Source organism: Streptomyces sp. NPDC058401 (assembly GCF_042722885.1).
GTDB lineage: Bacteria > Actinomycetota > Actinomycetes > Streptomycetales > Streptomycetaceae > Streptomyces.
Genome location: NZ_JBHXKA010000032.1, coordinates 1 through 26,163, shown reverse-complemented (window position 1 = coordinate 26,163; position 26,163 = coordinate 1). Strand labels below are relative to the sequence as shown.

The following is a 26,163-nucleotide window of genomic DNA, read 5'->3' as shown; positions in this document are numbered from 1 at the left end:
CCGCGCCGGGGGCGGAGGTGTTTTCGCGGACACGCCGGCCGGAAATCGGTGTTCCGCGATTCGATCTCTGGCTAACCTTGCAAGGCGCTCGCTTCCTTCTTCACGAAGGGTGTAGGTGACGCGGTTCTTCGGACGGCTCGGTTCCCCGGTTGGGGACTTCCCTGCCACATCCGACTCCTCGAGGAGATGCAGAGCATGGAGCCCGTCAAGTACACGTCCCCCCGTCGCACCTGGCTGCGTGACCTCGCCCTCAGCATCGCTGGTGGCCTGGCTACGGAACTGGTTCTCTGGGCGGGGCAGACGGCAGCGTCCCTCACCGGACTCCGGTGAGGCCGGCGGCGGGCCCTCGCGGCCCGCCGCCCCATTCCACCGCACCCTCAGAAGAAGCCCACTTGGCCTTCGTGCACAGAGGACTTGCGCCTCCTGCCCGACCGGGCGTCGTACTCCCTGATCTCGCGGCGCAGTCGTTCCTGCGGCGACAACTCCACGGGGGCCGGCCTCAGCCCCTGATCGTCCACGGGGTCGATCAGCGTCCGAAGATGGCGCCTGGTGTCCTCGTCGGTGGAGTAGATCACCGTGCAACGGCTCGCCCGCGTCAGCAGCACGTGATAGGCGTTCCGGATCCGCCGTGCGAACTCGGCGGGGTCACCGGGAAGCATCGGATCCATCGAGCCCTTCCGCACGGTCTCCCGGATCCCGGTCTTCTCGTCCTTCGGCGAGGCCTTGCCCTTGCGAAAGATCCACTCTCCGTCACGCCAGACCATGTCGTCGCCCATGATGACGCCGCACCAGTCCCATTCGAGGCCCTGTGCGGTATAGACACAGCCGATCTGGCCGATCCCCTGCGGCCTCACGCCCCAGTACTTGGCGGGCGGCTCACCCCCGCCGTACCTGGACCGGGTTCCCTTCGCGTTCCACGTCCGGTGCCAGTCCCCGATCTGCACGTCCTTGTGGAGCACATGCGTCTGCGGATGCGGCTCGCTCCACGGCCAGGCGAATCCAGCCACCATGCGTGCCGTCGCACCGTCGCGCTCCTCCCGAAGAACGATTTCCTCGAGCGCTTCCACGCTGTCCGCCATCTCGACGTACATCAGGCCGTCCGGGGCCCAGGGTTGCGCCACTTCGCCGGAGATCCCCAACAGGTCCAACACCCAGTTCCGGTAACTGTCGCTTCCTCCGCAGCGGAACTCGGTGCGCAGATCGTACGTACCGAGGGCCACGCCGTGCCGTTGGGCCGCCTCCTCGATCAGGGCGCTGTTGCCCACGTCATCGCGACGCAGCGACTGGTTCTCGTCCAGGAGGAAAACCGTGACGCGGGCGGCCTGGATCAACTCGTCCACCTGCGGCTGCTTACCCCGGTCCTCGGCCTTCATCCGCTGGTGTTCCGACTTTGCCCGCAGCCTGTGCGCCTCGTCACAGATGAGCAGGTCGAGCAGGGGATCGGGAGCTTCGACGAAGTTCAGGAAGTACGCGAGCTGGTCCTCGGAGAGCACGCCGTCCTTCTGGAACAGATCTCTCAGCGAGCCGTCGAAGGCATACGAACCAGTGGCGTAGCCAGCCCGCAGTCCTTTCGCGGTGAAATACCGGAGCAGTTGCAGACCAATCGCGCTCTTCCCCGTCCCCGCGCCTCCCCTCACCAAGAACACCGCCTGCCCGGCCGCCCCTTCGGACTCCTTGCCCACCCGCTCGACGGAGCGCTTCACGTCGCGCCACACCGTCCGCTGCTCACCGCGCAGGGTGAACGCCGTATCCGCGCCCTCCGAGTAGGCCACGGCCTCCAGCAAAGGTGCGTTGCTCAGGCCGAGCCGACGAAGAAGGCGTGCCGCTGCAGGCGCGCCGCTCTCCTGCGTGAAGCGGTCCCCGAGCTCCTCCAGCAGTTCCTCACGCGTGTCGTCCGTGAAGTAGAGGGCGTGCGCCCCCCTGTCCGTTCCGGCCTTCAGCAAAGGCCCCACCGAGTCCTCGGTGGCGTTGTGCAGGTAGGTCAGCCCCGCATAGGAAACGGCAAGGCCGGGCGCCGCCTGGTCCGCGGTGAAATAGTCGATGATTCCGCGTACCTGCGTGCTCGGGTGCTTCTTCGGAGTGCGGTAGCCGGGAACGTCCACCTTCTGCGGATCGGTGGCCTGCGCCACCGATTTCCATCGCTTGAGCTCCACGACCAGCAACGAGTCCTGCCGCGACTCGGGATGCGTTCCCACCAGGATGACGTCCGCCGGGGCCGCCACCCCGTCCGGCCGGCATTCCACGAACATGTGGACTTCGCCGTGCCCCGCCTCGACGAGTTCTTCGGCGAGCCTGACCAGGCTTTCCTTCCAGGCGGCCTGTTCCCCGGGCGAAGCTTCCTTCCTCTGGAACTCGATCCAGCGAGCGGCCATGTGCGGCAGCAGGCGGCCCCGGGCGTGCAGGCGCAGCAACTGCCGGGCGGAAAGTTGCAGCAAAAGCACGACCGGTCCCCCAGGGCACGAGAAATCCCGTGCGGTGGGGGCATGTCCGGATCGGAAGCCCGTCGGTCCGCAATGACCCGGCGATCATAGATCGGCGCCCGTGATCTCCACCCCACCACCCCCGCTGGGTGATCGATCACCGCGATAGTCTTGGCCACGACATCCATGCGGCCCGCCGGGCTTCCGCTCCGCGCCCTCGGAGTTCCGAAGGACATGCCCCCACCCGCACGACTACTTCGTGCTGCCTGGGGGCTTCCTTGCTGTTCCGCGACTCCGCCGCCGCCGTGGCCGCCGAGATCCTCTCCGGCTCCTTGTACTTCCGGCTGACCGAGCAGTTCGTCCACGTGCACGGACACAAGCCCAGCCCCGGTGAAGCCAGGTCGTGGGAACGCAGCATCCCGGTAGTGGCGAACGCGCTCAACGACGCCGGACTCGGGCAGGTCGAGATGCTGATCGAGTACGGCCTTCCCTTGACCAGCAAGCGGGCCGACGTCGTCCTGGCCGGAAAGCACCCCAGGACCGGAGAACCCTCGTACGTCGTCGTCGAGCTGAAGCAGTGGAGTCAGGCAGCCCCTGACGACGAGGACCCGACACTGTGCCTCATGGACGGCTACTCCCGCCCGAAGCTGAATCCGATCGAGCAAGTACGCCGCTACTGCCGCTACCTCGCCGACTTCAACGGGGCCCTTTCCGGCCGTTCCGAACGAATTCACGGAGTCGCCTATCTCCACAACGCGACCGAGTTCGGTGTCGCTGGACTGGCCGAAGCGGGGGAGGACCAATTCGGGCAGCTCTTCTCGGCGGACCGGCGGGGAGCGTTCCTCGACTACCTGCGCGCGAAACTGGCGCCCTCCTCCGGGGCGTCGGCCGCCGACGAACTGCTCGCCGGCAAGACCCGGCCCTCGCTGCAGCTGATGGACGTCGCCGCCGAAGAAGTGCGGGAGCGGGAGCTGTTCGTCCTCCTGGATGAACAGCAGGTCGCGTACCGGACCGTGATCGGCGCGGTGGAACGCGCGAAGCGCTCGGACCACAAAGAGGTCGTGGTCGTCACGGGAGGACCCGGTACGGGCAAGAGCGTGATCGCGCTCTCCCTCCTGGGAGAGATGTACCGGCAGGGCGTTCCCACCTTGCACGCCACCGGATCGAAGTCCTTCACCCAGACCATGCGGAAGGTGGCCGGATCCCGCAAGCGTGAAGTACAGGAACTCTTCAAGTACTTCAACAGTTTCATGACCGCGGACAAGAACAGCCTCGATGTACTGATCTGCGACGAGGCGCACCGGATCCGGGAGACGTCGGCCAACCGCTACACGCGCGCCCAGCACCGGACCGGAAAGCCGCAGATCTCGGAACTGATCGACGTGGCACGCGTACCCGTGTTCCTCCTCGACGAACACCAGGTGGTGCGCCCCGGAGAGATGGGCACCGTCGAAGAGATCCGGGCGGCCGCCGCGGCCAAGGGCCTGACCTGCCGGGTCGTGCCGCTCGACAGCCAGTTCCGCTGCGGCGGCAGCGACGCGTACCTCAACTGGGTCGTCCGTCTGCTGGGCCTCGAACCGGGCGGCCCCCTCGCCTGGGAGCCGGACGGCAAGATGCACCTCATGGTGGCCGACACCCCGCAGGAAATGGAGGACTTCCTCGAGGCCAGGCGCGCGGAGGGCTACGGTGCGCGGATGTCCGCGGGCTACTGCTGGAAGTGGACCACCCGGATCGTGCCCGGGGAGCCCCTCCCCACCGATGTCGTCGTCGGGGACTGGGCGCGCCCCTGGAACCTCGCCGGCGACAGGTCCGTCGACGGGGCGCCCCCGTCCTGGCTCTGGGCCACTGATCCCGCGGGCTTCGGCCAGGTCGGCTGTGTCTACACCGCTCAGGGCTTCGAGTACGACTGGAGCGGAGTCATCCTCGGCCCCGACCTCGTGTGGCGCACCGATCGCTGGGTCACGGTCCGCGCGGCTTCGAAGGATCCCGTCTTCACGAAGTCGACCCCCGACGCCGACGTGGACCGGCTCATCCGGAACACCTACAAGGTCCTCCTGACGCGAGGCATGGTGGGAACGGTCGTCCACTCCACGGACGCCGAGACCCGGACCAGACTCCGCGAGCTGGCCGGCGCGCTCGTGGCCCCGGTCAGCGTCTGATCTCACGCACTCCCACAGCCCCCGGCACCACTCGGCGCCGGGGGCTGATGCGCGCCCCGCGCCGAACGAGCGGTCGGTTGTTACTTCTTCGTAACTTGCCTGTACCTAGCGGTAACAACGTGTGGGGTGGGACCTTTCCGATTGCCACCGGCCGGAGGTAACCCCCACTTACCCCGCCATGCGCCGGAGTTGTTCCCGGCTTTCGCATGGCCGACCGCAGGAGTTCCGCAGTGATCGGAATGCGCAGCGACAGCAGGGACCGGGCCCGTCGGGTGCGACGACTGGCCGGGATCGGGACGGCGGTGGCCCTCGGCGCCGGGGCGCTGGTCGCCGGAGGGGCCGGGACGGCGGTGGCCGGGCCGGGGAGCGGGCCCACGGCGGTGGTGTCCCTCGGCGACAGCTACATCTCCGGAGAGGCCGGGCGCTGGAAGGGCAACAGCCTGACCAACAGCGGGAACCGGACCGGCACCGACCGGGCCTGGGTGAGCGGCAGCAGCTACGACCCCGGGAAGGTCTACGGGGCCACCGCGGGCGGATGCCACCGGTCGGACTCCGCCGAGGTGAAGAGCGCCGGGCCGATCGCCGATGTCGCGATCAACCTGGCCTGCTCCGGGGCCGTCTCGCAGAACGTGTTCCGCGCCTCCAACGGGGGCGTCGCCTTCAAGGGCGAGGCCCCGCAGGCCGATCAGCTCGCCGCCGTGGCCGCGAGCAACAACGTCAAGGTCATCGCGCTGTCCATCGGCGGCAACGACCTCGGCTTCGCCGACATCATCAAGGAGTGCGCGTACGACTTCGTGCTGTGGGGCTCCTACTGCTACGACGACCAGCAGGAGGGTGTGGACGAGAAGATCGACGGGGTGATGGCCGGCGTCGGGAAGTCCGTGGACGAAGTGCGGGCCGTCATGCGCGGCGCCGGGTACACGGACTCCTCGTACCGGATCGTGCTCCAGTCCTACCCGTCACCGATCCCGCGCGGCGCGGAGAACCGGTACACCCAGAGCGACTGGAGCCGGCTCAACACCGGCGGCTGTCCCTTCTGGAACCGGGACTCCGACTGGGCGCGGGACTCGCTCGTGCCGCAGCTCGCCGGGCGGCTGAAGGCGGTCGCCGCGGCCAAGGGCGCGCAGTTCCTGGACCTGAAGGACATGATGCAGGGGCGCGAGGTCTGCGCGAAGGCGAGCAAGCAGGTGACCACCGCGGCGCCGGCGTCGGCGAAGACGAGCGAGTGGGCGCGCTGGATCGACAGCAGCGAGACGCAGGGGCTGGTCCAGGAGTCCATGCACCCGAACTACTTCGGGCAGCTCGCGGCCGGGCGCTGCCTGGCACTGGTCGTGGCGCAGCCGGCGGGCAGCGGCTTCGGCTGCAAGAACACCGCCGGGGCCGACCAGAGCGGGATGTACCTCACCGCGGCGCCGTAGCCGAGGACGCAACCGCCCCCGCGCCGGAGGACCGGCCGGGGGTGGTGTGTTGTGCGGGTCAGCCGGTGTGGGAGGGGTGGCCCTTGTCGAGGAGGACGGAGTCGGCCCAGCAGACGACGGGGTAGCCGAGGGCCTTGAGCGCGAGGCGGGCGTCCTTGACGTACCGCGAGGGGCGGTCGGGCAGGGGCTGCCCGGCGGCGGCCGCGGCGAGGGCCACGACGTAGTGGAGTTCCCGGCCGACGAGGGCGTACCACACGTAGTCGAGACCGCGGGCGCTGTGGGCGGGCAGGAGACCGGCGGCGGCCGCCTCGACCGCTTGGCGGGTGAGGGGGTGGGAGACCCCGCCCATGGTGAAAGCGGGGCCGGGGCTGGGATCAGGCATTGCGTTCCTTCATGGCGGGGCGGCGGGGCGGCGTTCCTCTCATTGTGGACGGCGGTCTGCACCCGCCGGTAAGGGAGCCCGCCATGTGGACGGACCGGGGCCGCGTACGGGCGCTGCCGGTCCGTCGGGCTCGGGGATATCGGGGTGATCAAGGCGGCGTCGGCTGCGATGCTCGGGGTATGACCTCTGCCGGTTCCGCCCGCTCCGTCCGTCCGCCTCGTCCCAGCCTCTACATCTCCGTCGACGTCGAGGCCGACGGGCCCATCCCCGGGCCGTATTCGATGATCAGTTTCGGGGCCGCCGTGGCGGGGCGGCAGGACGGGGTCTCGTATACGGCCGCCGATCCGGAACGGGACACCTTCTACCGGGAGTTGCGCCCCATCAGCGAGGCGTACGTGCCGGAGGCGCTCGCGGTCAGTGGGCTGGACCGGGACCGGCTGCTCCGGGAGGGGGCCGAACCGGGCGCGGCCATGGCGGAGTTCCGCGCCTGGGTGCGGGAGGTTTCGGTGGGGGCGCAGCCGGTGATGTGCGCGTACCCGGCCTCCTTCGACTGGACCTTCCTGTACTGGTACTTGATGAGCTTCGGCGGCGAAAGCCCCTTCGGCCACTCCGGCTGCCTGGACATGAAGACCCTCTACGCGGCCAAGGCCGGGGTCCCGCTCCGGGCCGCCGTCAAGGGGCGCATGCCGCGCGAGTTGCTCTCCCGGCGGCCGCACACGCATCACGCGCTGGACGACGCGGTCGAGCAGGCCGAGCTGATGAGCAACCTGATGGCGTGGACGCCGCCCGCCCGTTCCCCGCTCGTCACGCACCTCTCGTGGGGCCGCATGGAGGTCGAGGGCCTCGCGGCGGGGAAGGACTTCGTGCTGTACCCGGGCGGCGGCCGGCCCTGGGACTGGGGCGAGCACGGCACCCGGCACGAGCCGGGCATCCAGCCCGCCGACGTGACACAACTCCTGGACCGGGACTGCACGGTGGCCGTCCTCAGCCGCGGGATGGAGCTGCGGCTCCACACCATGCCCGAGACGCTGCGGGTGCTGCGGGACGCCGGGGTGGAGGTGCACGTCGAGGAGACGGCCGCCGCGGTCGCGCTCTACAACCGGCTGGCCGCCACCGAGCGCGTGGGCGGGCTCTTCCACTCGACCTGCTGAGCCGGAGGGCCCGCCGCCCGGTCAGTCCGGCAGAGCCGGCAGGTCAGGGAGCAGGTCGCGCAGTGGTGTCCGGGCGCCCGCGGCGTAGGCCGTGCGGAAGGCCTGGGGGGTGAGGCGGGCGCGGACCGTGTGCTGGGCGCGGGGGGCCGGGGCCGCGTGCGGGCGGGTGCGGGAGACCGCGCCGAGGAGGCGGGCGGCTTCGGTGTACCGGCCCTGGTCCGCCTCCAGTTCGGCGAGGAGTTCCGCCGAGAAGGCCTGCCCGAGGGTGTCGTCCAGCGCGAACTGGGTCCGCAGCGCGCCCAGTAGTTCGGTACGGGCCCTCGCCGGGCGGCCCTCGTGGCGCTGGACCAGGGCGTGGGCGTAGCTCACCCAGGACCGGGCCCACAGGTCGACCGGGCCGCCGGGCGGGACACCCGGCGAGGCGTACGGGGAGCCGCCCGGCACGCCGTCCTCGACCGGGACCTCGACCGGGACCGCGGCCGGGTCGGTACGGGCCACCGCCAGCGTGTGCGCGGCGCACAGGGCCTCCTGGCCCGGGCCGAACCCGGGCTCCGCGGGCAGGAGTTCCAGCCCTTCCCGGTATTCCGCCGCGGCGTCCTCGTAGCGGCCCTCCCACAGCGCGATCGTGCCGCGCAGGTGCGCGAGGTACGCCAGGCAGGCGTCCTCCCCTTCGTGCACGGCCTCCGTCCAGGCCTCCACCAGCAGCGGGTCGGTGCCGGCCGACTCCCCGAAGGCGGCGACCAGCCACGCCGCGAGCCACAGCGCCCGGGCGGGCCGGGGTGCGGGGTGCACGGCCAGGGCGCGTTCCACGTGCCTGCGCCCCTCCGCGGCCATCCCGCACGCGGACCACAGGAACCACAGGGACACCGCGATCTCCAGGGCCGCGCCCGGCCCTCCGGCGGCGAGCGGGTTCATCGCCGCGCGCAGCTCGGGGAGTTCCCGCAGGGCCAGGGCGCGCGCCTCGCGCTGCGCACCGGCGCGCCACAGCCGCGCCGCCCGCTCCGCCACCACCCGGCAGCGTTCGCGGTGGCGCCGGGCGGTCTTCGCGGCCTCCCCGGCGGGTGCGTGCGCCAGCCGCCGGGCCGCGTACGCCCGTACGGACAGCGGCAGTCGGTAGCGGCCCTGCCCGGCGTCCGCGAGCAGGCCCGGGGCCAGCCGGAGCAGTGCCTCGACGGCGGTGTCCGGGGTGAGCGCCCCGAAGCCGCACACCTCGGCGACGGCCGCCCTGTCGAAGGAGCCCGCGAAGACGGAGAGCCGCTCCCAGAGCAGGCGTTCGGCGGGCGAGGCCAGCCGGAGCGAGCGTTCGGCGTCGCCCCGGGTGCTGCGGCCCGCGCCGCCGGCGAGGAAGCCCAGCGGGTCGGAGCCGAGTCTGCGGAGCGCCTGCGCGGGCGCGTACTGGTGCGAGCGCCCCGCCGCGAGCTCCAGCGCCCCGGGGATCCCGTCGAGCGCCCGGCACAGCGCGGCCACGGCGCCAGCGTTGCGCTCGGTCAGCTCGAAGAAGGGGTCCGCGCCGCGCGCCCGCTCCGCGAAGAGCCGTACGGCCGCGTAGCCGGCGACGTCGGCCACCGGGAACCGCCGGGCCGGGTCGGGCGCGCCGTGCCCCGGCAGGACCGACGGGGACGGGGGCAGCGGCTGCACGGAGGGTGCGGTCGGCACCGAGAGCGGCGGTACGGCGAGCACCGCTTCCCCGGCGATCCGCAGCCGGCGCTGCGAGGTGGCCAGAATCCGTAGCCCCGGCAGTCGCAGCAGCTCGGCCGCGAGCCCCGCGCCGGACTCCCCCAGCTGTTCGCAGCCGTCGAGCACGAGCAGCACCTCGGGGCCGGCGAGGCGGTCGGCGAGTTCCGCCCGGAGACCGCCCCAGCACCGCTCGGGCAGGCTCGCGAGCTCGGCCCAGACGACCTCCAGGCCGTCCCTGTCGCCCAGGGTGCGGACGGTGCGCACCGCGAGCCGGGTCTTGCCGATGCCGGCCGGTCCGGTGAGGGTGACCAGGCGTTCCGTGGCGAGCAGGGAGGCGAGGGCGGTGAGCTCCCGCTCCCGCCCGATGAAACTCGACAGTTCGGCGGGCACCGCCTGCCGCACGCCCGAGCCGGCCTCCGCCACACGTCCTCCCGCAATGTCCGCTCCGTGCGCACCGTCATGTGGTCAACAGTTGAACGCACAAAGAGAGATGATCGGCTCATAATCCCGTTGTCCCGTCACCGACCGGGAGAACCACCAAGGGGAGGGTATGAACTCGGCCATTTCCGCCATCGACGACACGGACCGGGCACTCGTCCACGCGCTCCAGCTCGCGCCCCGCGCCAGCTGGGAACTGCTGGGGCCCGTCCTCGGCGCGCGCCCGGACACCCTGGCGCGCCGCTGGGAGCGGCTCACCGGGTCCGGCGAGGCGTGGCTGAGCGGACTCGGGCTGCGCACCGGCGCCACGAAGCCCTGTATGGCGTGGGTGGAGGTCACCTGTACCGCGGGCACCTCGCCCTCGGTGGGGGACGTGCTCGTGGCGGATCCATACGCGCTGGGGGTCGAACACACCACCGGGAGCCGGGACCTGCTCGTCTTCGTGGCGGTACCCGACCTGCCGACGCTGTACGCCTACCTGTCCTCGCGGGTGCAGCGGATCCCGGGTGTGGTCGGCACCCGCACCTCGATGGTGACGGCGGTGCACTACGCCCCCGACCGCTGGCGCCTGGACCAGCTGACCCCGGGCCAGATAGGCCTGCTGACCAGGAGGACCCGGCGGCCGGCCGCCTCCGCCGCCCCGGACCGGCAGGCGGTGGCGCCGCTCCAGGAGGAGGACCGGCCGCTGGTGCTGGCCCTGGCCTCGGACGCGCGGCGCACCGTGGCCTCGCTGGCCCGGGAGTTCACCATGAGCGAGTCGACCGTACGGCGCCGGCTGGCGCGGCTGGAGGGCGGGCAGAGCCTGCGCTACAGCTGCGCGCTGGCCTCCGCGCTGTCGGGCTGGCCGGTGTCGGCGACGCTGTGGGCGGAGGCCTCCGAGTTCGAGCTCGCCGACTGCGCGGCGGTCGCCGCGGGGCTGCGCGAGACCCGGATCTGCATGTCCGTCAGCGGCCCCTGGAACTTCATGATCAGCGCCCGGCTGCGCACGGTGGAGGACCTCTCGCGCTACACGGCGGAGCTCACCCGGCGGCTGCCGGGCCTGCGCATCACGGACTCGGCGGTGGCCCTGCAGGTCCGCAAGACCGAAGCCCAGGAACTCGACCGGCGCGGCCACCGCGTGCGCACGGTCACCCCGGACATCTGGTCGGACCCGGTCTCCACCGACACGGCCTGATCCCCCGTCGGGTCAATCCAGCCCCGCCGGCGTTCGAGGCACGGGCTCCGGAAAACCCAGCCCCGCCGGCGTTTGAGGCACGGGGTCCGGGGCGGAGCCCCGGGAACCCCGGCCGAAGCCGGCCCGGGCCTCCCGCCCCTCCCCGCCAACGCGGACGGCGGTGCGGACGTCAACCCCGCAGTGGGTGACGTACGCACCGCCGTATCCCGCGCACGGTCCGGGCAGAGCCCGCTCACCGCACGCCGACCGGGACCGGGGCCAGGGCCAAGGCCGGAGCCAGGGCCGGGAACAGCCCGGTCAGTGCACCAGTACCGGATCCGGGGCGGCCGAGGCCGCGCCCTTCTTGGCACCGAGGTGGTTGAAGGCCAGGTTCAGCACGATGGCCACGACGCAGCCGGTGCTGATGCCGGAGTCGAGGACGACCAACAGGTCCTCGGGGAAGGCGTGGTAGAAGCCGGGGGCCGCGATCGGGATCAGGCCTATGCCGAGCGAGGCGGCGACGATCAGGGCGTTCTCGCCCTTCTCCATGGCCGCGCCGGCCAGGGTCTGGATGCCGCTGGCGGCCACCGAGCCGAAGAGCACGATGCCCGCGCCGCCGAGGACCGGCAGCGGTACGACTCCGATGACGGAGGCGGCGATGGGACACAGGCCGAGCAGGATCAGGATGCCGCCGCCGGCCGCGACGACGAACCGGCTGCGGACCTTGGTCATGGCGACCAGCCCGATGTTCTGCGCGAAGGCGCTGCACATGAACCCGTTGAACAGCGGGCTGAGCGCGCTGCCCAGGGTGTCGGCGCGCAGGCCGCCCTCGATGGTCTTCGCGTCCGCCGGGCGGCCGACGATCTTGCCCAGCGCGAGGATGTCGGCGGTGGACTCGGTCATGCACACCAGCATCACGATGCACATGGAGATGATGGCGGCGACCTGGAACTGCGGCGCCCCGAAGTGGAACGGGGTCGGGAAGCCGATGAAGTCGGCGTTCCTGACGGCGTCGAAGTTCGTCATGCCCAGCGGCAGCGCGATGAGCGTGCCGGCGACCAGGCCGAGGAGGATGGAGATCTGCTGGAGGAATCCGCGCAGGAACTTGCGCATCAGCAGCACGATCATGAGGGTGACGGCGGCCATGGCGATGTTCTTCATCGAGCCGTAGTCGGCGGCGTGACTGTTCCCGCCCTGCGACCAGTTGAAGGCCACGGGCAGCAGCGAGACGCCGATCAGGGTGATGACCGTACCGGTGACGACCGGTGGGAAGAACCTGACCAGTTTGCCGAAGTAGGGGGCGGCGAAGAAGCCGAGGATTCCGGCGATGATGATCGCGCCGAAGATGACCGGGATCGCGTTGTCGCCCTCCCCCTTTCCGATGGCGATCATCGGGGTCACACCGGCGAAGGAAACGCCGTTGACGAAGGGGAGTTTGGCGCCGATCTTCCAGAAGCCGAGGGTCTGGAGGAGGGTGGCGAGTCCTGCGGTGAAGAGCGAGGCGCCCATCAGAAAGGCGGTCTCGGTGGCGGAGAGGCCGACGGCCGGTCCGACGATCATGGGTGGGGCGACGACGCCCGCGTACATGGCGGCTACGTGCTGGAGCCCGCTGGTGAACATCTTCAGCGGGGGCAAGGTCTCGTCGACCGGGTGTTTCACCCCTGAGTCGCCTTCGGCCTGCGGTACTGCGACTGCGTCTTTGCGAAACCTGGGCGCCTGGGCCACGGCTTCCTCCGAACTGTTAAACACGCCGGCAGGGACGTGATGTGTCTGGGAGGTGGTGCGAAAGCTGTGCGAGTCGAGCCTGTATTCAGTTGTGGGGGTGCTGCGAATACTTGTCCCAAGGGGTGCGGAAACGATTCGCCCGAGGCGTTTCCACGCACGGGCGGCCAGAGGGGCCGCCGGTAAGGAAGTCGAAGAGAGCTGGAGGTGCCGTAGCGATGGCGCGGACGCGGTACGCGGGCTGCGGGGCCCGCGGCACGGGCCGCAGAGCTACTGGCACGAGTCACCGCCCCCGGGGCGCCCCAGGAAAATCCTCGGGCGCTACCCGGGAACAGCTGCCACGGACCCCGCTCGGGTCCGCGGCCGCCGGCCGGGGGCCGTCCCCCCCGGCCGGACTCCGTGGGATCAGGCCTGCGCGGAGATCCGCGCCAGGCGCTGGGCCTCTTCGCGCGTGGACACCGCGATGGCGTCCTCGTCGGCGAAGAGCAGACGGTTGTTCTCGACGATCTGCTTGCCGTTGACGAACGACGCGGTGACCGGGGCCGCCGCACCGAAGACCAGCGCCGTGACCGGGTCGGCGATCGAGGAGTGCAGGAGGGTGTTCAGGTTCCAGAGGACCAGGTCGGCGCACTTGCCGACCTCCAGCGAACCGATGTTCGAGGCGCGGCCGAGGACCTGGGCGCCACCGAAGGTACCGAGGCGCAGGGCCTGGCGGGCGTTGAGCGCGCGCTCGCGGTGAACCGGGTTCAGGCGGTTGATGAGCAGCGCGTTGCGCAGCTCGGTGTGCAGCTCACCGGACTCGTTCGAGGCGGTGCCGTCCACGCCGAGGCCGACCGGGACACCGGCGGCGAGCATGTCCGGGACGCGGGCGATGCCGGCGGCCAGACGGGCGTTGGAGGACGGGCAGTGCGCGACACCGGTCTTGGTACGGGCGAACGCGGCGATGTCGGAGTCGTTCATGTGGACGCTGTGCGCCATCCACACGTCCTCGCCGAGCCAGCCGGTCGACTCGAAGTAGTCGGTCGGGCCCATGCCGAACAGTTCCTTGCAGAACTGCTCTTCCTCGACGGTCTCCGAGCCGTGCGTGTGCATGCGCACACCCAGACGGCGGGCCATCTCGGCGCCCTGCTTCAGCAGCTCGGTGGAGACCGAGAAGGGGGAGCACGGGGCGACGGCGACCTGGGTCATCGCGTCGAAGGAGGAGTCGTGGTACTTCTTCACGGTCGCCTCGGTGTCCGCGAGGGCACCTTCGAGGGTCTCGACCGCGTGGTCCGGCGGCAGGCCGCCGTCCTTCTCGCTGCGGTCCATGGAGCCACGGGCGAGGGTGAAGCGGACGCCCATCTCGGACGCGGCGCGGATGATCGACCCGGAGAGGTCGCCCGAACCCTTGGGGAAGACGTAGTGGTGGTCCATCGCGGTGGTGACGCCACCCTTGGCCATCGCGGCGAGGGAGCCCTGCGCGGCCGTGTACGTCATCTGCTCGTCGATGCGCGCCCACGTCGGGTACAGCGCGACCAGCCAGTTGAAGAGGTTGTGGTCGGTGGCCAGACCACGCGTGATCCACTGGTAGAAGTGGTGGTGCGTGTTGACCAGACCGGGAGTCACGAGGTGCCCGGTGCCGTCGATGCGACGGACGACGTTCTCGAGGTTCGCGGGGGCCTTGCCCGCACCGACGAACTCGATCTTGTTACCGGCGAGCACCACGTGACCCGAGGCGTACTCGGTGTCGTTGGCGTCGACGGTCGCAATCGCACAGTTTTCGATGACGATGCGCTCTACGGCGCTGTCATTGGCTGCCGATGCTGCCATGGGACTTCCTCGTGCTTTCAGTGGCGGTGCGGGCACGGCAAAACCCAGGGGATTTGAGTGCCGGAGCCGGGGGCCTTGACAGCTGACAGTACTGCCGCCCCGTGTGGTGCGTCCGGGTGCCGATTCAGGAAGTTGAAAGTGTTGAAAGTACTGAGGGGTGTCGCGCCGCCCCGGGGCCACTGCGGAGCCCCGGGACGCGCGTGCCACATCAGAGGTTGGTCATGTCCACGGGGATACGGGCGTCTACGCCGTCGCGGAGGACCGTCGCCTCGATCAGACCGTACGGGCGGTCCGCGGCGAAGTAGACCTCGTTGTCGTTCTTGAGACCGAAGGGCTCGAGGTCGACGAGGAAGTGGTGCTTGTTCGGGAGCGAGAAGCGAACCTCGTCGATCTCCGAACGGTGGTTGATGATGCGCGAACCCATCTGGTACAGGGTCTGCTGCAGCGACAGGGAGTAGGTCTCCGCGAAGGCCTGGAGCATGTGCTTCCGGGTCTCGGCGTAGGACTTCTCCCAGTTGGGCATCCGCTGCTCGTCATCCGACCAGGCGAAGCGCCAGCGAGCCGAAACCTGGGTCGCCAGGATGCGGTCGTAGGCCTCCTTCAGGGTCGTGTACTTGTCCTTCACGTAACCCCAGAACTCGGAGTTCGTGGAGTTCATGACGGTCAGGTCCTTGAGGCCGGAGATGACCTCCCAGTTCTTGCCGTCGTACGTGATCTGGGTGACCCGGGTCTCCATGCCCTCGCGGACGAAGGAGTGGTTCACCTCGTCGGAGCCGATGAACTTGGAGTTCGCGTCCGAGGTCGCGATCCGGGACCAGGAGTACTCCTCGATCCGGATGCGGGCCTTCTGGATCGGCTCCTGGCTGTTGACGAACCAACGCGCCAGGTGGATGCCGAACTGCTCGGCGGACTCGATGCCGTACTCCTTGGCGAACGCGTACACCGTGTTCTTGGTGGTGTCCGTCGGAAGGACGTTGGCGTTCGAGCCGGAGTAGTGGACGTCGTCCATGTCGCCCGAGAGGGCGACCGAGACGTTCAGGTCCTTGATGTGGTGGGTGTCGCCGTCCCGCGTGATCTTGACTACGCGGTTCTCTGCTTTGCCGTACTGGTTCTGGCCCAGAATGGTGGCCATGCTAGCTCCCTCGGTAAACGGAGTAGCCGAACGGGTTGAGCAGCAGCGGTACGTGATAGTGCTCGCCCGGGTTCACCGCGAAGGTGATGGTGACCTCGGGGAAGAACGCACCGCTGTCCCTTACGCGGGGGGCGTCCTGCTGTGCCTCGGCGGCTTGCTTCTTGGAGAAGTACGTCTCGGTCTCGAAGTCGAGGCGCACGTGGGTGGTGCCCTCCGGCAGCGCCGGCAGGTCCTTGCAGCGCCCGTCGACATCGGTGGCGGATCCGCCCAGGGCCGCCCACTCGCCGTCGAGACCCGTACGGGCCGACAGGGAGATCGCGACGTCTTCGGCGGGCTTTCCGATGCTGGTGTCCAGGATGTGCGTGGACACCGACGCGGTGGTCTCAGTGCTCATGCTCGGTTTTACTCTCCTTCTACGGATTCCACGAGACGGGTCAGCCGAATCCGGTTGATCTTGACGAGCTCGCCACGAGCGGTTTCCCGCTCCTGTTCCGGCGAATTCTCGATCCGGACCTTGACCGCGTCCCGCATGAACTCACCGGTCGCACCGGTGGCGCAGATGAGGAAGACGTGGCCGAACTTGTCCTGGTAGGCCAGGTTCAGTTCGAGGAGCTCGGTCTTGAGCTCCTCAGAGGCACCGGCCATGCCGCGCTGCTCGCGGGCGGAGGTCGGGTCTCCCGGCTTCGGCCGGCCGATCGGCGCGTGGCCGCCCATCGCCTCGCCCAGGTCCTCCGCGGTGAGCTCGGCCATGGCGGCCTCGTTCGCGGCGAACAGGGTGTCGACGGTGGTGAAGGGGCGCTGGGCGAGCAGCTTGCTGCCCCATGCCGAGCTGGCACACACCTCGTGCAGTTCGGCCGTGGCCGCGCTGTCGTCCAAGGCGTTGAACCGGGTGAGACCCGGGGTCGGACTCGAAGTCACGGTAGGCCTCCGTGGCCTGTTGTTGCTTTGACGGGCTGCGCATAGCTAACGCCCTCGACAACACCGCGTCAACACTTTGTTGAAACTTCCCGTACACAAAAGCCGCCGCCCGGGTGAATTGGGCGGCGGCTCGTCACGGTGGGTCATTCAGGATTCACTCTTGGTTGGTCGCTCCGGACCCTTTGGGAGTGTTCGAGTCCCTGTTCAAGTAGTTGTAGACCGTGAAGCGACTCACGCCCAGGGCCCCCGCGACCGTCTCCACACCGTGCCGGACCGAGAAGGCGCCGCGCGCCTCCAGTATCCGTACGACGTCCTGCTTGGACTTCCGGTCGAGCTGGGACAACGGTACGCCGTGCCGGCGCTCCAGCGCCGCCAGGATGTGGTCCAGCGAGTCGGAGAGCTGCGGGAGCCGTACGGCCAGCAGGTCCTGACCCTCCCAGGCGAGCACGACGTCGTCGGGCTGGGCCAGGGACGGATCCATCAGCTCGCCGCCCATCGCGTCCACCAGCGGCTTGACCGCGGCGACGAACGGGTGGTCCCGGGGCTCGGTCATGGCGTGTCCTCCCCGATCACGTTGACCTGGAGCGAGACGCGCGTGGCTCCGGCCTCCAGGGAGTTCCGCAGCAGCGCGGTGACCGCGGTCAGCACCGCCTCGGACTCCCCTTCGGCCGTATTGCCGAACGGGCCTACATCCACCGCGTCCAGCTGGGCCGTCTGAATGACCTCGCGAGCGGCTACGGCATGGGCGGGGGCCTCTTCTAGATCGAAGGGCTCGGTCGTGAACTCCACTCTCAATCGCACGCCGCTCAAGCTACCTGGCACTCCGGACTTTTCGGGAGGCGGTACTTGACAAGCGGGCCGCCCTGCTTGCAGTCTTCCATCAGGCAGAAACTAACTTCCGCAATACGGAAGGAGCGCACACCCCTCATGGGATACACGGACCAGCGCTTCGATGTAAATCTTTCGATCCTCTTCACGGAACTCCCGCTCCTGGAGCGTCCCGCGGCTGCTGCCGCAGCGGGCTTCACGGCGGTCGAGCTGTGGTGGCCCTGGATCGAGACCCCCACCCCCGCTCAGGAGGAGCTCGACGCCCTCAAGACCGCTCTTGAGGACGCCGGCACCCAGCTGGTGGGCCTGAACTTCTACGCCGGCCAGCTGCCGGGCCCGGACCGCGGTGCGGTTTCGGTTCCCGGTGAGGAGTCGGAGCGCTTCAACGCCAACATCAACGTGGCTGCGGACTTCGCCGCCTCGGTCGGCTGCAAGGCGCTGAACGCCCTCTACGGCAACCGCGTCGAAGGCGTGGACCCGGCCGTTCAGGACGAGCTCGCACTGAAGAACCTGGTCGTGGCGGCTCAGGCCGCGGACCGCGTCGGCGCGATCCTCCTGATCGAGACCCTGAACAAGCCCGAGTCGCCGCTCTACCCCCTGGTGAGCGCCCCGGCCGGCATCGAGGTAGTGGACAAGGTGAACGAGGCCACCGGCCTCGGGAACGCCAAGTTCCTGCTCGACCTGTACCACCTGGCGATGAACGATGAGGACCTCTCCGAGGTCATCGAAAAGTACGCCGCCAAGACCGGACACGTCCAGATTGCGGACAAGCCGGGACGAGGTGCCCCCGGCACCGGCGAGCTGCCCCTCGAAGAGCTGCTCGACCAGCTCCAGAAGGCCGGCTACCAGGGCTTTGTCGGTCTCGAGTACAAGGCCGCCGACGCCGCCGCCTCCTTCGCGTGGCTGCCCGCCGAGGCCCGCGCCGCGAAGTAAGCGGAAAAGTCCGGGCGAACAGCCAGGCACCAGACGAACTTTTCGTACGAAGCATTAAGAGAAGGACCCTCATCATGAGCAACCTCCCCAAGATCGCCTGGGTCGGCCTCGGAATCATGGGCTCCCCCATGGCCGAGAACCTCCTGAAGGCCGGCTACTCGGTCACCGGCTTCACGCTGGAGCAGGACAAGCTGGACCGCCTCGCCGCGGCCGGTGGCGGCGCCGCCGGTTCGATCGCCGAGGCCGTCAAGGACGCCGACGTCATCATCACGATGGTGCCCGCCTCCCCGCAGGTCGAGGCCATCTCCTACGGTGAGAACGGCATCCTCGAGAACGCCAAGTCCGGCGCGCTGATCATCGACATGTCGTCGATCACCCCGCAGACCTCGATCGACCTGGCGAAGAACGCCGCCGCCAAGGGCATCCGCGTCATCGACGCCCCGGTGTCCGGTGGCGAGGCCGGTGCCATCGAGGCCGTCCTGTCGATCATGGTCGGTGGCGAGCAGGCCGACTTCGACGAGGCCCTCCCGATCCTCGAGGCCCTCGGCAAGGTCATCGTCCTGTGCGGCCCGCACGGCTCCGGCCAGACGGTGAAGGCTGCCAACCAGCTCATCGTCGCGGTGAACATCCAGGCGTGCGCCGAGGCCGTCGTCTTCCTCGAGAAGTCGGGCGTGAACCTCGAAGCCGCTCTGGACGTGCTCAACGGCGGTCTGGCCGGCTCCACGGTCCTGACCCGCAAGAAGGCCAACTTCCTGAACCGCGACTTCAAGCCCGGTTTCCGGATCGACCTGCACCACAAGGACATGGGCATCGTCACCGACGCCGCCCGCAACGTCGGTGCGGCCCTCCCGGTCGGCGCGGTCGTCGCCCAGCTGGTCGCCTCGCTGCGCGCCCAGGGTGACGGTGGCCTGGACCACTCCGCGCTGCTCCGCGCGGTCGAGCGCCTCTCCGGCGCCCAGATCTGAGCTCCGCTCGGATAGGCGGCCCGATCCCGGTCATTGCGATCGCCGGGCCGCCACCCGCCCCGCTCGCGGGGCCCTGAGTTTCCGGATGGTGCCGGTGCTGACACCTGTCCTGTCGCGCCCAAGTGCCGGCACCGTCCGGATCACCTCTCCCTCCACTCTTTCTTTCAACAAACTGTTGACGTCGAGTTCATGCCGAAATTAGGCTGTTCCGCATGACGGAAGACGGATTCCGTCAGCAGTTCCCCGTACGGAAGGTCACCATGTCGAAGCGCACGCTGACGACCGAGTCTGGCGCCCCGGTCGCCGACAACCAGAACTCCGCTACCGCCGGCGTCGGTGGCCCCCTGCTGATCCAGGACCAGCAGCTCCTCGAGAAGCTCGCCCGGTTCAACCGCGAGCGCATCCCGGAGCGCGTGGTGCACGCCCGCGGCAGCGCCGCGTACGGCCACTTCGAGGTGACCGACGACGTCACCGCGTACACCAGTGCCGCGTTCCTGAACACGGTCGGCAAGAAGACCGAGACCTTCCTGCGGTTCTCCACCGTGGCCGACTCGCTGGGTGGCGCGGACGCGGTCCGCGACCCGCGCGGCTTCGCGCTGAAGTTCTACACCGAAGAGGGCAACTACGACCTCGTCGGCAACAACACCCCGGTGTTCTTCATCAAGGACCCGATCAAGTTCCCCGACTTCATCCACTCCCAGAAGCGCGACCCCTTCACGGGCAAGCAGGAAGCGGACAACGTCTGGGACTTCTGGGCGCACGCCCCCGAGGCGACGCACCAGATCACCTGGCTGATGGGTGACCGCGGTATCCCGGCGTCGTACCGTCACATGAACGGCTACGGCTCCCACACGTACCAGTGGACCAACGCCCAGGGCGAGGCCTTCTTCGTCAAGTACCACTTCAAGACGAACCAGGGCATCCGCTGCCTGTCGGGCGAGCAGGCCGCCGAGCTCGTCGGCTCGGACGCCAACTCGCACCAGACCGACCTGCTGCAGGCCATCGAGCGCGGTGTGAACCCGAGCTGGACCCTGTACGTCCAGGTCATGCCGGCCTCCGAGGCCGCGGACTACCGCTTCAACCCGTTCGACCTCACCAAGGTGTGGCCGCACAGCGACTACCCGCTGCAGCGCGTGGGCCGTCTGGTCCTCGACCGCAACCCGGACAACGTCTTCGCCGAGGTCGAGCAGGCCGCGTTCTCCCCGAACAACTTCGTCCCGGGCATCACCGCCTCGCCGGACAAGATGCTCCAGGGCCGCCTCTTCGCGTACGCCGACGCCCAGCGCTACCGCCTCGGTGTGAACCACACCCTGATCCCGGTCAACGCTCCGAAGGCGACCAAGGCCGACAACTACGGCCGCGACGGCGTCATGGCGCTGCGCAACGGCTCGCGCCACGACAAGAACTACGAGCCCAACTCGCACCAGGGTCCGGCCGAGACCGGCCTGGCGCTGGGCGCCCCGAAGGCCGTCTCCGGCTACACGGGCACCCACGAGGCTCCTGCCCACACCAAGGACGACGACTTCTTCCAGGCCGGTGAGCTCTACCGCCTGATGTCGGAGGCCGAGAAGCAGCGTCTGGTGGCGACCATCGCCGGCGGCCTGTCTCAGGTCACCCTCGAGAACGTCATCGAGAAGAACCTGGCTCACTTCCACGCCGCCGACGCCGACTACGGCAAGCGCGTCGAGGAGGCCGTCCGCGCCCTGCGCGACGCCTGAGCCGAAAAGCTGCGCCGGGATCCTGACGGGAGGTCAGGATCCGGGTGCTGAGCCCACACCGCGGACCCGGATGAGGGGTGGTACGCGGTGAGGGCAGGACGAGGACCGTGGCGAGCGTGCGAGCCAGTGCGGTGGTAATGGGTTCCGAGGCCCGTCTCTTGACCTGAGGGAGACGAAGCCGGAGTTCTCGTCGCCGTTCGCCACGGTCCCAGCCAAACACTCCCCTACATATAGGGGCCACGCACAGCGGCCCCTATATGTACGAGGAGAACCTCCCCCACCCTCTCCGCCCGGCGGTGCGAACGTCCTGTCGCGCCAGCCTCGTACCGTCGGGCGGTAACAAGCAGCACACACTCAAAGAGCCGAGTCACGGACGGTCCCGTGACTCGGCTCTTTGTCATGCCCGGGGGCTACTCCACCCTGCTCTACGGGAGCAGGGCCAGCGCCTCCTTGAGGTTGTGCTCGGCGATGCCCCGCATGAACTCCCGGTCGGGGAAGTCTCCGTCGAGGAGGCGCAGGGGGCCGGCCACCAGGGAGAGGCGCATGGCCAGGGTGTAGAGGTCGAGGCGCCGCGGGTCCAGGCCTGGACGGGCCAGGGCTCCGTAGCGGTCCTGGAAGCGCAGCCGGAGGAAGACGTGCTCCCACTCGACGTCGAAGTACATGAGGCCCTCGATGTCGATGAGGACCGCTTCCCCTTCGGGGGTGACGAGGACGTGGTCGGGGCCCAGTTCCCCGTGGATCAGGCCGTGTTCCGTGCGCGGTGACACCAGCGCCCGGAGGGTGCGGAGCCGGTCGTCGAGACGGCCGCGGGCCGCACTGATCCTGCCGTCGCGGCCCGCCGCTTCCGCCAGGTCGTGCAGGGCCCGGTCGAGGACCAGTTGTTCGCAGGAGCTGCCGAGGGCGACGCCTCCCCGTTCCAGCAGGTCCACCCTGCCGTAGCGGGGGGCCTGGGCGCCGTGCATCAGGCCCAGGGTCCGGGCCAGGTCGGACAGCGCCCTCCGCGCGGCGGTGGGGTCGGTGCGGAAGAGGGCTTCCAGGGTGCCCCCGGAGATGTCCTCCACCACCGCTACGTCGGCCGCGTACCGCTGCCTGCTGTCGTCCGCCAGCAGGAGCCGGGGTACGCGGGCCCCGAGCGCGTGCAGCAGCCGCTGCGCGGCCAGGAACGGCTCCAGGCCGGAGGCGGGGGCGAACGGGTCCGTCCCGTCGGCACCCTCCGCCTCGGCGCCGCCGGGCCAGAAGTTCTCCTCGGCCGCCCAGCTGTAGACGATCACGCTCGGTGTCCCGGCTCCCGTGAGCCGGACCCGGTACACGCCCTTCTTGCTCCCGCCCCGCAGGCGTTCCGCGCCGGCCATGCCGGCCGCCCCTCCCAGGGCGTCCCGCACCACTCCCGACAGGTCCTCGGCCTCCGCGAATCTGCGCATCGGGCGAATCTATCCGGGGCGGCGCCGCGTGGGCGTGCCGTCTGGTGGAACGGGGCCGGGACCTGGGACCCGTAGGGGACGCAGAACGGCCCCCGTTCCTCCTGGAGGAGGGACGGGGGCCGTTCGGTGGTGCTAGACCAGCCTGATGGGACTAGGCGGACAGCGTGTTGCGGATCGCGGTCGGAGCGTGCTCCAGCTCGGTCGCGAGCTCTTCGAACTCGGTGACGTCGCTCATGTCGACCGTCTTGCTCATCGAGATGTTGGTGATGCGCTCGAGGATGGCCTCGACGACGACGGGGACCTGGTGCTCCTGGGCCCACTTCTTGGCCGTCTCGAAGGCCTCGCCCAGCTTGTCCGGGTCGGTGACGCGGATCGCCTTGACGCCCAGGCCCTCGGCGACCTTGACGTGGTCGACACCGTAGACGCCCAGCTCGGGGGCGTTGATGTTCTCGAACTCGAGGTTGACCTCGAAGTTGATGCCCAGACCGCCCTGCGCCTGACGGATCAGACCCAGGTAGGCGTTGTTCACGAGGACGTGGACGTAGGGGACCTTGTGCTGGGCGGCGACCGCCAGCTCCTCGATCATGAACTGGAAGTCGTAGTCGCCGGACAGCGCGACGATCGGGGTCTCCGGGTCCGCGGTGGCGGCACCGATCGCGGCCGGGATGGTCCAGCCGAGGGGGCCGGCCTGGCCACAGTTGATCCAGTTGCGCGGCTTGTAGACGTGCAGCATCTGCGCACCGGCGATCTGGGACAGACCGATGGTGGTGACGTAGCGGGTCTCGGGGCCGAACGCCTTGTTCATCTCCTCGTAGACGCGCTGCGGCTTCATGGGGATGTTGTCGAAGTGCGTGCGGCGCAGCAGCGTCGCCTTGCGCTCCTGGGCGGAAGCGGCCCAGGCGCTGAAGTCGGGCAGCTTGCCCTCGGCCTTGAGCTCCTTGGCGATCTCGACGAAGAGCTCCAGGGCCGCCTTGGCGTCCGAGGCGATGCCGAAGTCCGGGGCGAAGATCTTGCCGATCTGGGTCGGCTCGATGTCGACGTGGACGAACTTGCGGCCCTTGGTGTAGGCGTCGAGGTTGTAACCGGTGTGACGGTTGGCCCAGCGGTTGCCGATGCCGAAGACGAAGTCCGACTCGAGGAACGTCGCGTTGCCGTAGCGGTGCGCGGTCTGGACACCGACCATGCCGGCGGCCAGCTCGTGGTCGTCCGGGATGACGCCCCAGCCCATGAGGGTGGAGATGACCGGGACGTTCGTCAGCTCGGCGAACTCGACCAGCAGGTCGGAGGCGTCGGCGTTGATGATGCCGCCACCGGCGACGATCAGCGGACGCTCGGAGTCGAGCAGGAACTGCAGGGCCTTGCGGGCCTGGGCGCGGGTGGCGCTCGGCTTGTAGACCGGCAGCGGCGCGTAGGTCTCGGGGTCGAACTCGATCTCGGTCAGCTGGACGTCGATCGGGAGGTCGATCAGGACCGGGCCCGGACGGCCGGAGCGCATCAGGTGGAAGGCCTCCTGGAACACGCCCGGAACCTGGGCGGCCTCCAGGACGGTCGTCGCCTTCTTGGTGACCGGCTTGGCGATCGAGGCGATGTCGACGGCCTGGAAGTCCTCCTTGTGGAGCTTCGAGACCGGAGCCTGACCGGTGATGCACAGGATCGGGATGGAGTCCGCGATCGCGGAGTACAGGCCGGTGATCATGTCGGTGCCGGCCGGGCCCGAGGTACCGATGCAGACGCCGATGTTGCCGGCCTTGGCGCGGGTGTACCCCTCGGCCATGTGCGAGGCACCCTCGACGTGACGGGCCAGGGTGTGCGCGATTCCACCCACGTTCTTGAGCTCGCGGTAGAACGGGTTGATCGCAGCACCGGGGACGCCGAACGCTTGTTCGACACCCTCGAGCTTGAGGATCTCCACTGCAGCGGCGGCGGCTGTCATACGAGGCATCGAGTTCTCCTGCGGGTCTGGCGGGTCAGGCTTTTCCGTAATCCGGAAGTTTTGTTCTGCTATACGGAACAAGCTAAGCGGCGACTCCCCGCAACGTCAAGGCGGTACGGCACCCCGGAACCCACCAAAAGCCGCGCCTCGGGCAGTGACTTGTACGAAAAACCAGGCCTCGGCCGAAAATCGGGGGTCTGCCCGTCCCTCCGGTGGCAGGTGGTGGACCATGGGCCTACGCACAGCGACGAAGGGGGTCCGGTTCTGATGGCGGATGCGGTACCGGTGCGCTGCCCGGCGTGCCTGCGCGAGAACGACTACGCCGCCCCGGTCTTCCCCTGCGCCTGCGGGAACCCGGTCACCCCTCCCCTGGACCTGACGTCGCCGCCCCGGGAGCTGACCCACCGCACCTGGACGCAGAGCTGGGTCGCGGTGCGGTGCGGGGCCTGCGGGCGGGAGAGCGAGTGGCCGCACCCGGAGGTGGGCTGCACCTCGTGCGGGACGGTGGTGCTGGTTCCGGTGCATCCGCTGGAGCCGGTGGGCGGGGGTCTGGGTGGGGGCCTGAGCGGAGTTCCGGGCGGGGCTCCGGGCGGGGGTCCCGGTGGCGTTCCGAGTGGGCTTCCGGGTGGGGACGTACGGACTCCGCCGCGGCCGGCGGAGTCGCCCGGGGCGGCGGCGGGCCCGCCTCCGGCGTTCCCGTCCGGCTCCTCGGGCCCTCCCGCTCCCTCTGTTCCCTCCAGTCCCTCTGCTTCCTCCGCTCCCCCGGGCCCTCCCGCTTCCCCGGCCGCCGCCCCCGGCGCCCCGGACCCCGCGGTGCCCCGCCCCGCCTTCCGGCCCGTGACCATCCGTACCGCCCGGGACGCGGTGGTCACCGCCGCGCTCTACCTGCGCTGGCTCGGCTTCCAGGACGTACGCCAGCCCGACGGGCGGCCGCTCCCGTCGGCGGCGGTGGACCTGCGGGCCCCCGGCCTGGTCGCCCAGGTGGACCCGACCACCGCCCCGGCCGGCCTGCGGGCGGTGGAATGCGTCTGGCTGAACGGGCTCACGGCCTGCGCGACCAGCGTCTACTTCTCCCTCGCCGGATACACGGAGGACGCCCGCGCCCGCGCGGACGACCTCGCGATACCCCTCTTCGTGATGGACCTCACGGGCATGCCGCAGCCGGTCAACGACCCGGCGGAGGACCTCCTCGCCATGGGGGCTTAGGGGGTGTCTTGCCGATCAGGCCGGATCAGGGAGCGGGGTCTGGTGCCGTGGATCGCAAGGCGGAGGAGGGAGTCGACGCGAATGGGGTCTCCCCTGCTCGAGCGAAGCCGAGAGCTTGGGGAAGTCGGCGAGTGACGACAACGCGGCGAGGCGCGGTGCCAGACCCCGCGAGCCCGGCCTGATCGGCAAGACACCCCCTAAGCTCGGGGCATTACGTGCGTTTGCCTGCCGAGGAGAGCTTGATGAGCCTGTACGACATCCCGCTGACCACCCTGTCCGACGAGCCCACCAGCCTCGCCGCGCACAAGGGCAAGGCGATCCTGCTCGTGAACACCGCCTCGCAGTGCGGCCTCACCCCGCAGTACTCGGGTCTGGCCCGCCTGCAGTTCAAGTACGAGGAGAAGGGCTTCACCGTCATCGGTGTGCCCTGCAACCAGTTCGGCGGCCAGGAGCCCGGCAACGCCGACGACATCCAGACGTTCTGCGCGGCCGGCTTCGGCGTCACCTTCCCGATGCTGGAGAAGACCGAGGTCAACGGCGAGAACCGGCACCCGCTCTACAAGGAGCTGGTGAAGGTCCCGGACGCCGAGGGCGAGGCCGGTGACATCACCTGGAACTTCGAGAAGTTCCTGATCTCCCCCGCCGGCGAGGTCGTGGCCCGCTTCCGCCCGCGCACCGAGCCCGAGGCCGCCGAGGTCATCGCGGCGATCGAGGCGCAGCTCCCGGCCTAGTACCACCCGAGCCGAGGGCCGGTACGGGGCTGCGCGCGCAGCCCCGTAC

The 26,163-nt window shown here is 69.6% G+C and carries 22 protein-coding genes; 10 read left to right on the top strand and 12 right to left on the bottom strand.

What is annotated here, in order from left to right:
- Nucleotides 1-186 precede the first annotated feature (186 nt).
- Nucleotides 187-330 (top strand): DUF6408 family protein, encoded by a 144-nt coding sequence (locus ACFWNV_RS14715; RefSeq protein ID WP_383945831.1) that lies wholly within the window; start codon nucleotides 187-189, stop codon nucleotides 328-330.
- Nucleotides 331-377: 47 nt separating this feature from the next.
- On the opposite strand, the gene ACFWNV_RS14710 is transcribed toward ACFWNV_RS14715, so the two are convergent.
- Nucleotides 378-2,441, bottom strand: a complete 2,064-nt coding sequence (locus tag ACFWNV_RS14710; RefSeq protein WP_383945828.1) for a DUF2075 domain-containing protein — start codon at nucleotides 2,439-2,441, stop codon at nucleotides 378-380.
- A 257-nt stretch (nucleotides 2,442-2,698) separates the two neighbouring features.
- On the opposite strand from ACFWNV_RS14710, the gene ACFWNV_RS14705 reads away from it, so the two are divergent.
- Complete coding sequence (locus tag ACFWNV_RS14705) at nucleotides 2,699-4,579, top strand: DNA/RNA helicase domain-containing protein (RefSeq protein ID WP_383945825.1); 1,881 nt, start codon at nucleotides 2,699-2,701, stop codon at nucleotides 4,577-4,579.
- Between the two features lie 239 nt (nucleotides 4,580-4,818).
- Nucleotides 4,819-5,997, top strand: a complete 1,179-nt coding sequence (locus tag ACFWNV_RS14700) for a hypothetical protein (protein ID WP_383945945.1) — start codon at nucleotides 4,819-4,821, stop codon at nucleotides 5,995-5,997.
- Between the two features lie 58 nt (nucleotides 5,998-6,055).
- Here ACFWNV_RS14700 and ACFWNV_RS14695 read toward each other — a convergent pair whose 3' ends face one another.
- Complete coding sequence (locus ACFWNV_RS14695; RefSeq protein WP_383945822.1) at nucleotides 6,056-6,379, bottom strand: hypothetical protein; 324 nt, start codon at nucleotides 6,377-6,379, stop codon at nucleotides 6,056-6,058.
- 179 nt (nucleotides 6,380-6,558) lie between these two features.
- Here ACFWNV_RS14695 and ACFWNV_RS14690 point away from each other — a divergent pair, with 179 nt between their 5' ends.
- Nucleotides 6,559-7,530 carry an MTH938/NDUFAF3 family protein gene (locus ACFWNV_RS14690; protein ID WP_383945819.1) on the top strand — a complete coding sequence of 324 codons (972 nt, stop codon included), beginning with the start codon at nucleotides 6,559-6,561 and terminating at the stop codon, nucleotides 7,528-7,530.
- 21 nt (nucleotides 7,531-7,551) lie between these two features.
- Here ACFWNV_RS14690 and ACFWNV_RS14685 read toward each other — a convergent pair whose 3' ends face one another.
- Entirely contained in the window at nucleotides 7,552-9,630 is a 2,079-nt protein-coding gene (locus ACFWNV_RS14685; RefSeq protein ID WP_383945816.1) for an ATP-binding protein, read from the bottom strand.
- 127 nt (nucleotides 9,631-9,757) lie between these two features.
- On the opposite strand from ACFWNV_RS14685, the gene ACFWNV_RS14680 reads away from it, so the two are divergent.
- Nucleotides 9,758-10,819 (top strand): Lrp/AsnC family transcriptional regulator, encoded by a 1,062-nt coding sequence (locus ACFWNV_RS14680; RefSeq protein WP_383945813.1) that lies wholly within the window; start codon nucleotides 9,758-9,760, stop codon nucleotides 10,817-10,819.
- Nucleotides 10,820-11,116: 297 nt separating this feature from the next.
- Here ACFWNV_RS14680 and ACFWNV_RS14675 read toward each other — a convergent pair whose 3' ends face one another.
- The 7 genes from ACFWNV_RS14675 to ACFWNV_RS14645 form a co-directional block, all read right to left on the bottom strand.
- Nucleotides 11,117-12,523, bottom strand: a complete 1,407-nt coding sequence (locus tag ACFWNV_RS14675; RefSeq protein ID WP_383945943.1) for a nucleobase:cation symporter-2 family protein — start codon at nucleotides 12,521-12,523, stop codon at nucleotides 11,117-11,119.
- Nucleotides 12,524-12,925: 402 nt separating this feature from the next.
- Nucleotides 12,926-14,329, bottom strand: a complete 1,404-nt coding sequence (locus ACFWNV_RS14670; RefSeq protein WP_383945811.1) for an 8-oxoguanine deaminase — start codon at nucleotides 14,327-14,329, stop codon at nucleotides 12,926-12,928.
- Nucleotides 14,330-14,537: 208 nt separating this feature from the next.
- Nucleotides 14,538-15,461 (bottom strand): factor-independent urate hydroxylase, encoded by a 924-nt coding sequence (gene pucL, locus ACFWNV_RS14665; RefSeq protein WP_250740536.1) that lies wholly within the window; start codon nucleotides 15,459-15,461, stop codon nucleotides 14,538-14,540.
- A 1-nt stretch (nucleotide 15,462) separates the two neighbouring features.
- A complete protein-coding gene (gene uraH / locus ACFWNV_RS14660; RefSeq protein ID WP_383945807.1) occupies nucleotides 15,463-15,855 on the bottom strand; it encodes a hydroxyisourate hydrolase in 393 nt (130 codons plus the stop codon).
- Nucleotides 15,856-15,863: 8 nt separating this feature from the next.
- A complete protein-coding gene (uraD, locus tag ACFWNV_RS14655; protein ID WP_383945804.1) occupies nucleotides 15,864-16,379 on the bottom strand; it encodes a 2-oxo-4-hydroxy-4-carboxy-5-ureidoimidazoline decarboxylase in 516 nt (171 codons plus the stop codon).
- A gap of 154 nt (nucleotides 16,380-16,533) precedes the next feature.
- On the bottom strand, nucleotides 16,534-16,932 hold the full coding sequence (locus ACFWNV_RS14650) for a helix-turn-helix domain-containing protein (protein WP_383945801.1): 399 nt from the start codon (nucleotides 16,930-16,932) through the stop codon (nucleotides 16,534-16,536).
- On the bottom strand, nucleotides 16,929-17,180 hold the full coding sequence (locus ACFWNV_RS14645; RefSeq protein WP_250740545.1) for a thiamine-binding protein: 252 nt from the start codon (nucleotides 17,178-17,180) through the stop codon (nucleotides 16,929-16,931). Before ACFWNV_RS14645 ends, ACFWNV_RS14650 begins: the two co-directional genes overlap by 4 nt.
- Before the next feature lie 126 nt (nucleotides 17,181-17,306).
- Here ACFWNV_RS14645 and ACFWNV_RS14640 point away from each other — a divergent pair, with 126 nt between their 5' ends.
- The 3 genes from ACFWNV_RS14640 (at nucleotide 17,307) to ACFWNV_RS14630 (ending at nucleotide 20,823) form a co-directional block, all read left to right on the top strand.
- Complete coding sequence (locus ACFWNV_RS14640; RefSeq protein WP_243339126.1) at nucleotides 17,307-18,140, top strand: TIM barrel protein; 834 nt, start codon at nucleotides 17,307-17,309, stop codon at nucleotides 18,138-18,140.
- Between the two features lie 74 nt (nucleotides 18,141-18,214).
- Nucleotides 18,215-19,105: a 2-hydroxy-3-oxopropionate reductase gene (locus ACFWNV_RS14635; RefSeq protein ID WP_327303538.1), complete on the top strand. Its 891-nt coding sequence runs from the start codon at nucleotides 18,215-18,217 to the stop codon at nucleotides 19,103-19,105.
- 260 nt (nucleotides 19,106-19,365) lie between these two features.
- Complete coding sequence (locus ACFWNV_RS14630; RefSeq protein ID WP_383945940.1) at nucleotides 19,366-20,823, top strand: catalase; 1,458 nt, start codon at nucleotides 19,366-19,368, stop codon at nucleotides 20,821-20,823.
- Nucleotides 20,824-21,248: 425 nt separating this feature from the next.
- Here the strand turns inward: ACFWNV_RS14630 and ACFWNV_RS14625 are convergent, their stop codons facing one another.
- A complete protein-coding gene (locus ACFWNV_RS14625) occupies nucleotides 21,249-22,244 on the bottom strand; it encodes a phosphotransferase family protein (protein ID WP_383945797.1) in 996 nt (331 codons plus the stop codon).
- Between the two features lie 151 nt (nucleotides 22,245-22,395).
- The gene (gene gcl, locus ACFWNV_RS14620; protein WP_383945937.1) at nucleotides 22,396-24,177 is read right to left on the bottom strand and encodes a glyoxylate carboligase; all 1,782 of its coding nucleotides are present in this window, start codon (nucleotides 24,175-24,177) and stop codon (nucleotides 22,396-22,398) included.
- Nucleotides 24,178-25,014: 837 nt separating this feature from the next.
- Between gcl and ACFWNV_RS14615 the strand changes: the two genes are divergently transcribed.
- Nucleotides 25,015-25,383, top strand: coding sequence for a hypothetical protein (locus ACFWNV_RS14615; RefSeq protein WP_383945794.1), 369 nt, complete (start codon nucleotides 25,015-25,017; stop codon nucleotides 25,381-25,383).
- 242 nt (nucleotides 25,384-25,625) lie between these two features.
- Entirely contained in the window at nucleotides 25,626-26,114 is a 489-nt protein-coding gene (locus ACFWNV_RS14610) for a glutathione peroxidase (RefSeq protein ID WP_383945791.1), read from the top strand.
- The last annotated feature ends 49 nt before the right edge of the window (nucleotides 26,115-26,163 follow it).

What these genes read in the sequence shown, in the direction of transcription:
- ACFWNV_RS14715 (WP_383945831.1), top strand. Translation starts at nt 187, where the DNA reads ATGCAGAGCATGGAGCCCGTCAAGTACACGTCCCCCCGTCGCACCTGG.
- ACFWNV_RS14700 (WP_383945945.1), top strand. Translation starts at nt 4,819, where the DNA reads ATGCGCAGCGACAGCAGGGACCGGGCCCGTCGGGTGCGACGACTGGCC.
- ACFWNV_RS14695 (WP_383945822.1), bottom strand. Translation starts at nt 6,379, where the DNA reads ATGCCTGATCCCAGCCCCGGCCCCGCTTTCACCATGGGCGGGGTCTCC.
- ACFWNV_RS14690 (WP_383945819.1), top strand. Translation starts at nt 6,559, where the DNA reads ATGACCTCTGCCGGTTCCGCCCGCTCCGTCCGTCCGCCTCGTCCCAGC.
- ACFWNV_RS14680 (WP_383945813.1), top strand. Translation starts at nt 9,758, where the DNA reads ATGAACTCGGCCATTTCCGCCATCGACGACACGGACCGGGCACTCGTC.
- ACFWNV_RS14670 (WP_383945811.1), bottom strand. Translation starts at nt 14,329, where the DNA reads ATGGCAGCATCGGCAGCCAATGACAGCGCCGTAGAGCGCATCGTCATC.
- pucL (WP_250740536.1), bottom strand. Translation starts at nt 15,461, where the DNA reads ATGGCCACCATTCTGGGCCAGAACCAGTACGGCAAAGCAGAGAACCGC.
- uraH (WP_383945807.1), bottom strand. Translation starts at nt 15,855, where the DNA reads ATGAGCACTGAGACCACCGCGTCGGTGTCCACGCACATCCTGGACACC.
- ACFWNV_RS14650 (WP_383945801.1), bottom strand. Translation starts at nt 16,932, where the DNA reads ATGACCGAGCCCCGGGACCACCCGTTCGTCGCCGCGGTCAAGCCGCTG.
- ACFWNV_RS14640 (WP_243339126.1), top strand. Translation starts at nt 17,307, where the DNA reads ATGGGATACACGGACCAGCGCTTCGATGTAAATCTTTCGATCCTCTTC.
- ACFWNV_RS14635 (WP_327303538.1), top strand. Translation starts at nt 18,215, where the DNA reads ATGAGCAACCTCCCCAAGATCGCCTGGGTCGGCCTCGGAATCATGGGC.
- ACFWNV_RS14630 (WP_383945940.1), top strand. Translation starts at nt 19,366, where the DNA reads ATGTCGAAGCGCACGCTGACGACCGAGTCTGGCGCCCCGGTCGCCGAC.
- ACFWNV_RS14625 (WP_383945797.1), bottom strand. Translation starts at nt 22,244, where the DNA reads ATGCGCAGATTCGCGGAGGCCGAGGACCTGTCGGGAGTGGTGCGGGAC.
- gcl (WP_383945937.1), bottom strand. Translation starts at nt 24,177, where the DNA reads ATGACAGCCGCCGCCGCTGCAGTGGAGATCCTCAAGCTCGAGGGTGTC.
- ACFWNV_RS14610 (WP_383945791.1), top strand. Translation starts at nt 25,626, where the DNA reads ATGAGCCTGTACGACATCCCGCTGACCACCCTGTCCGACGAGCCCACC.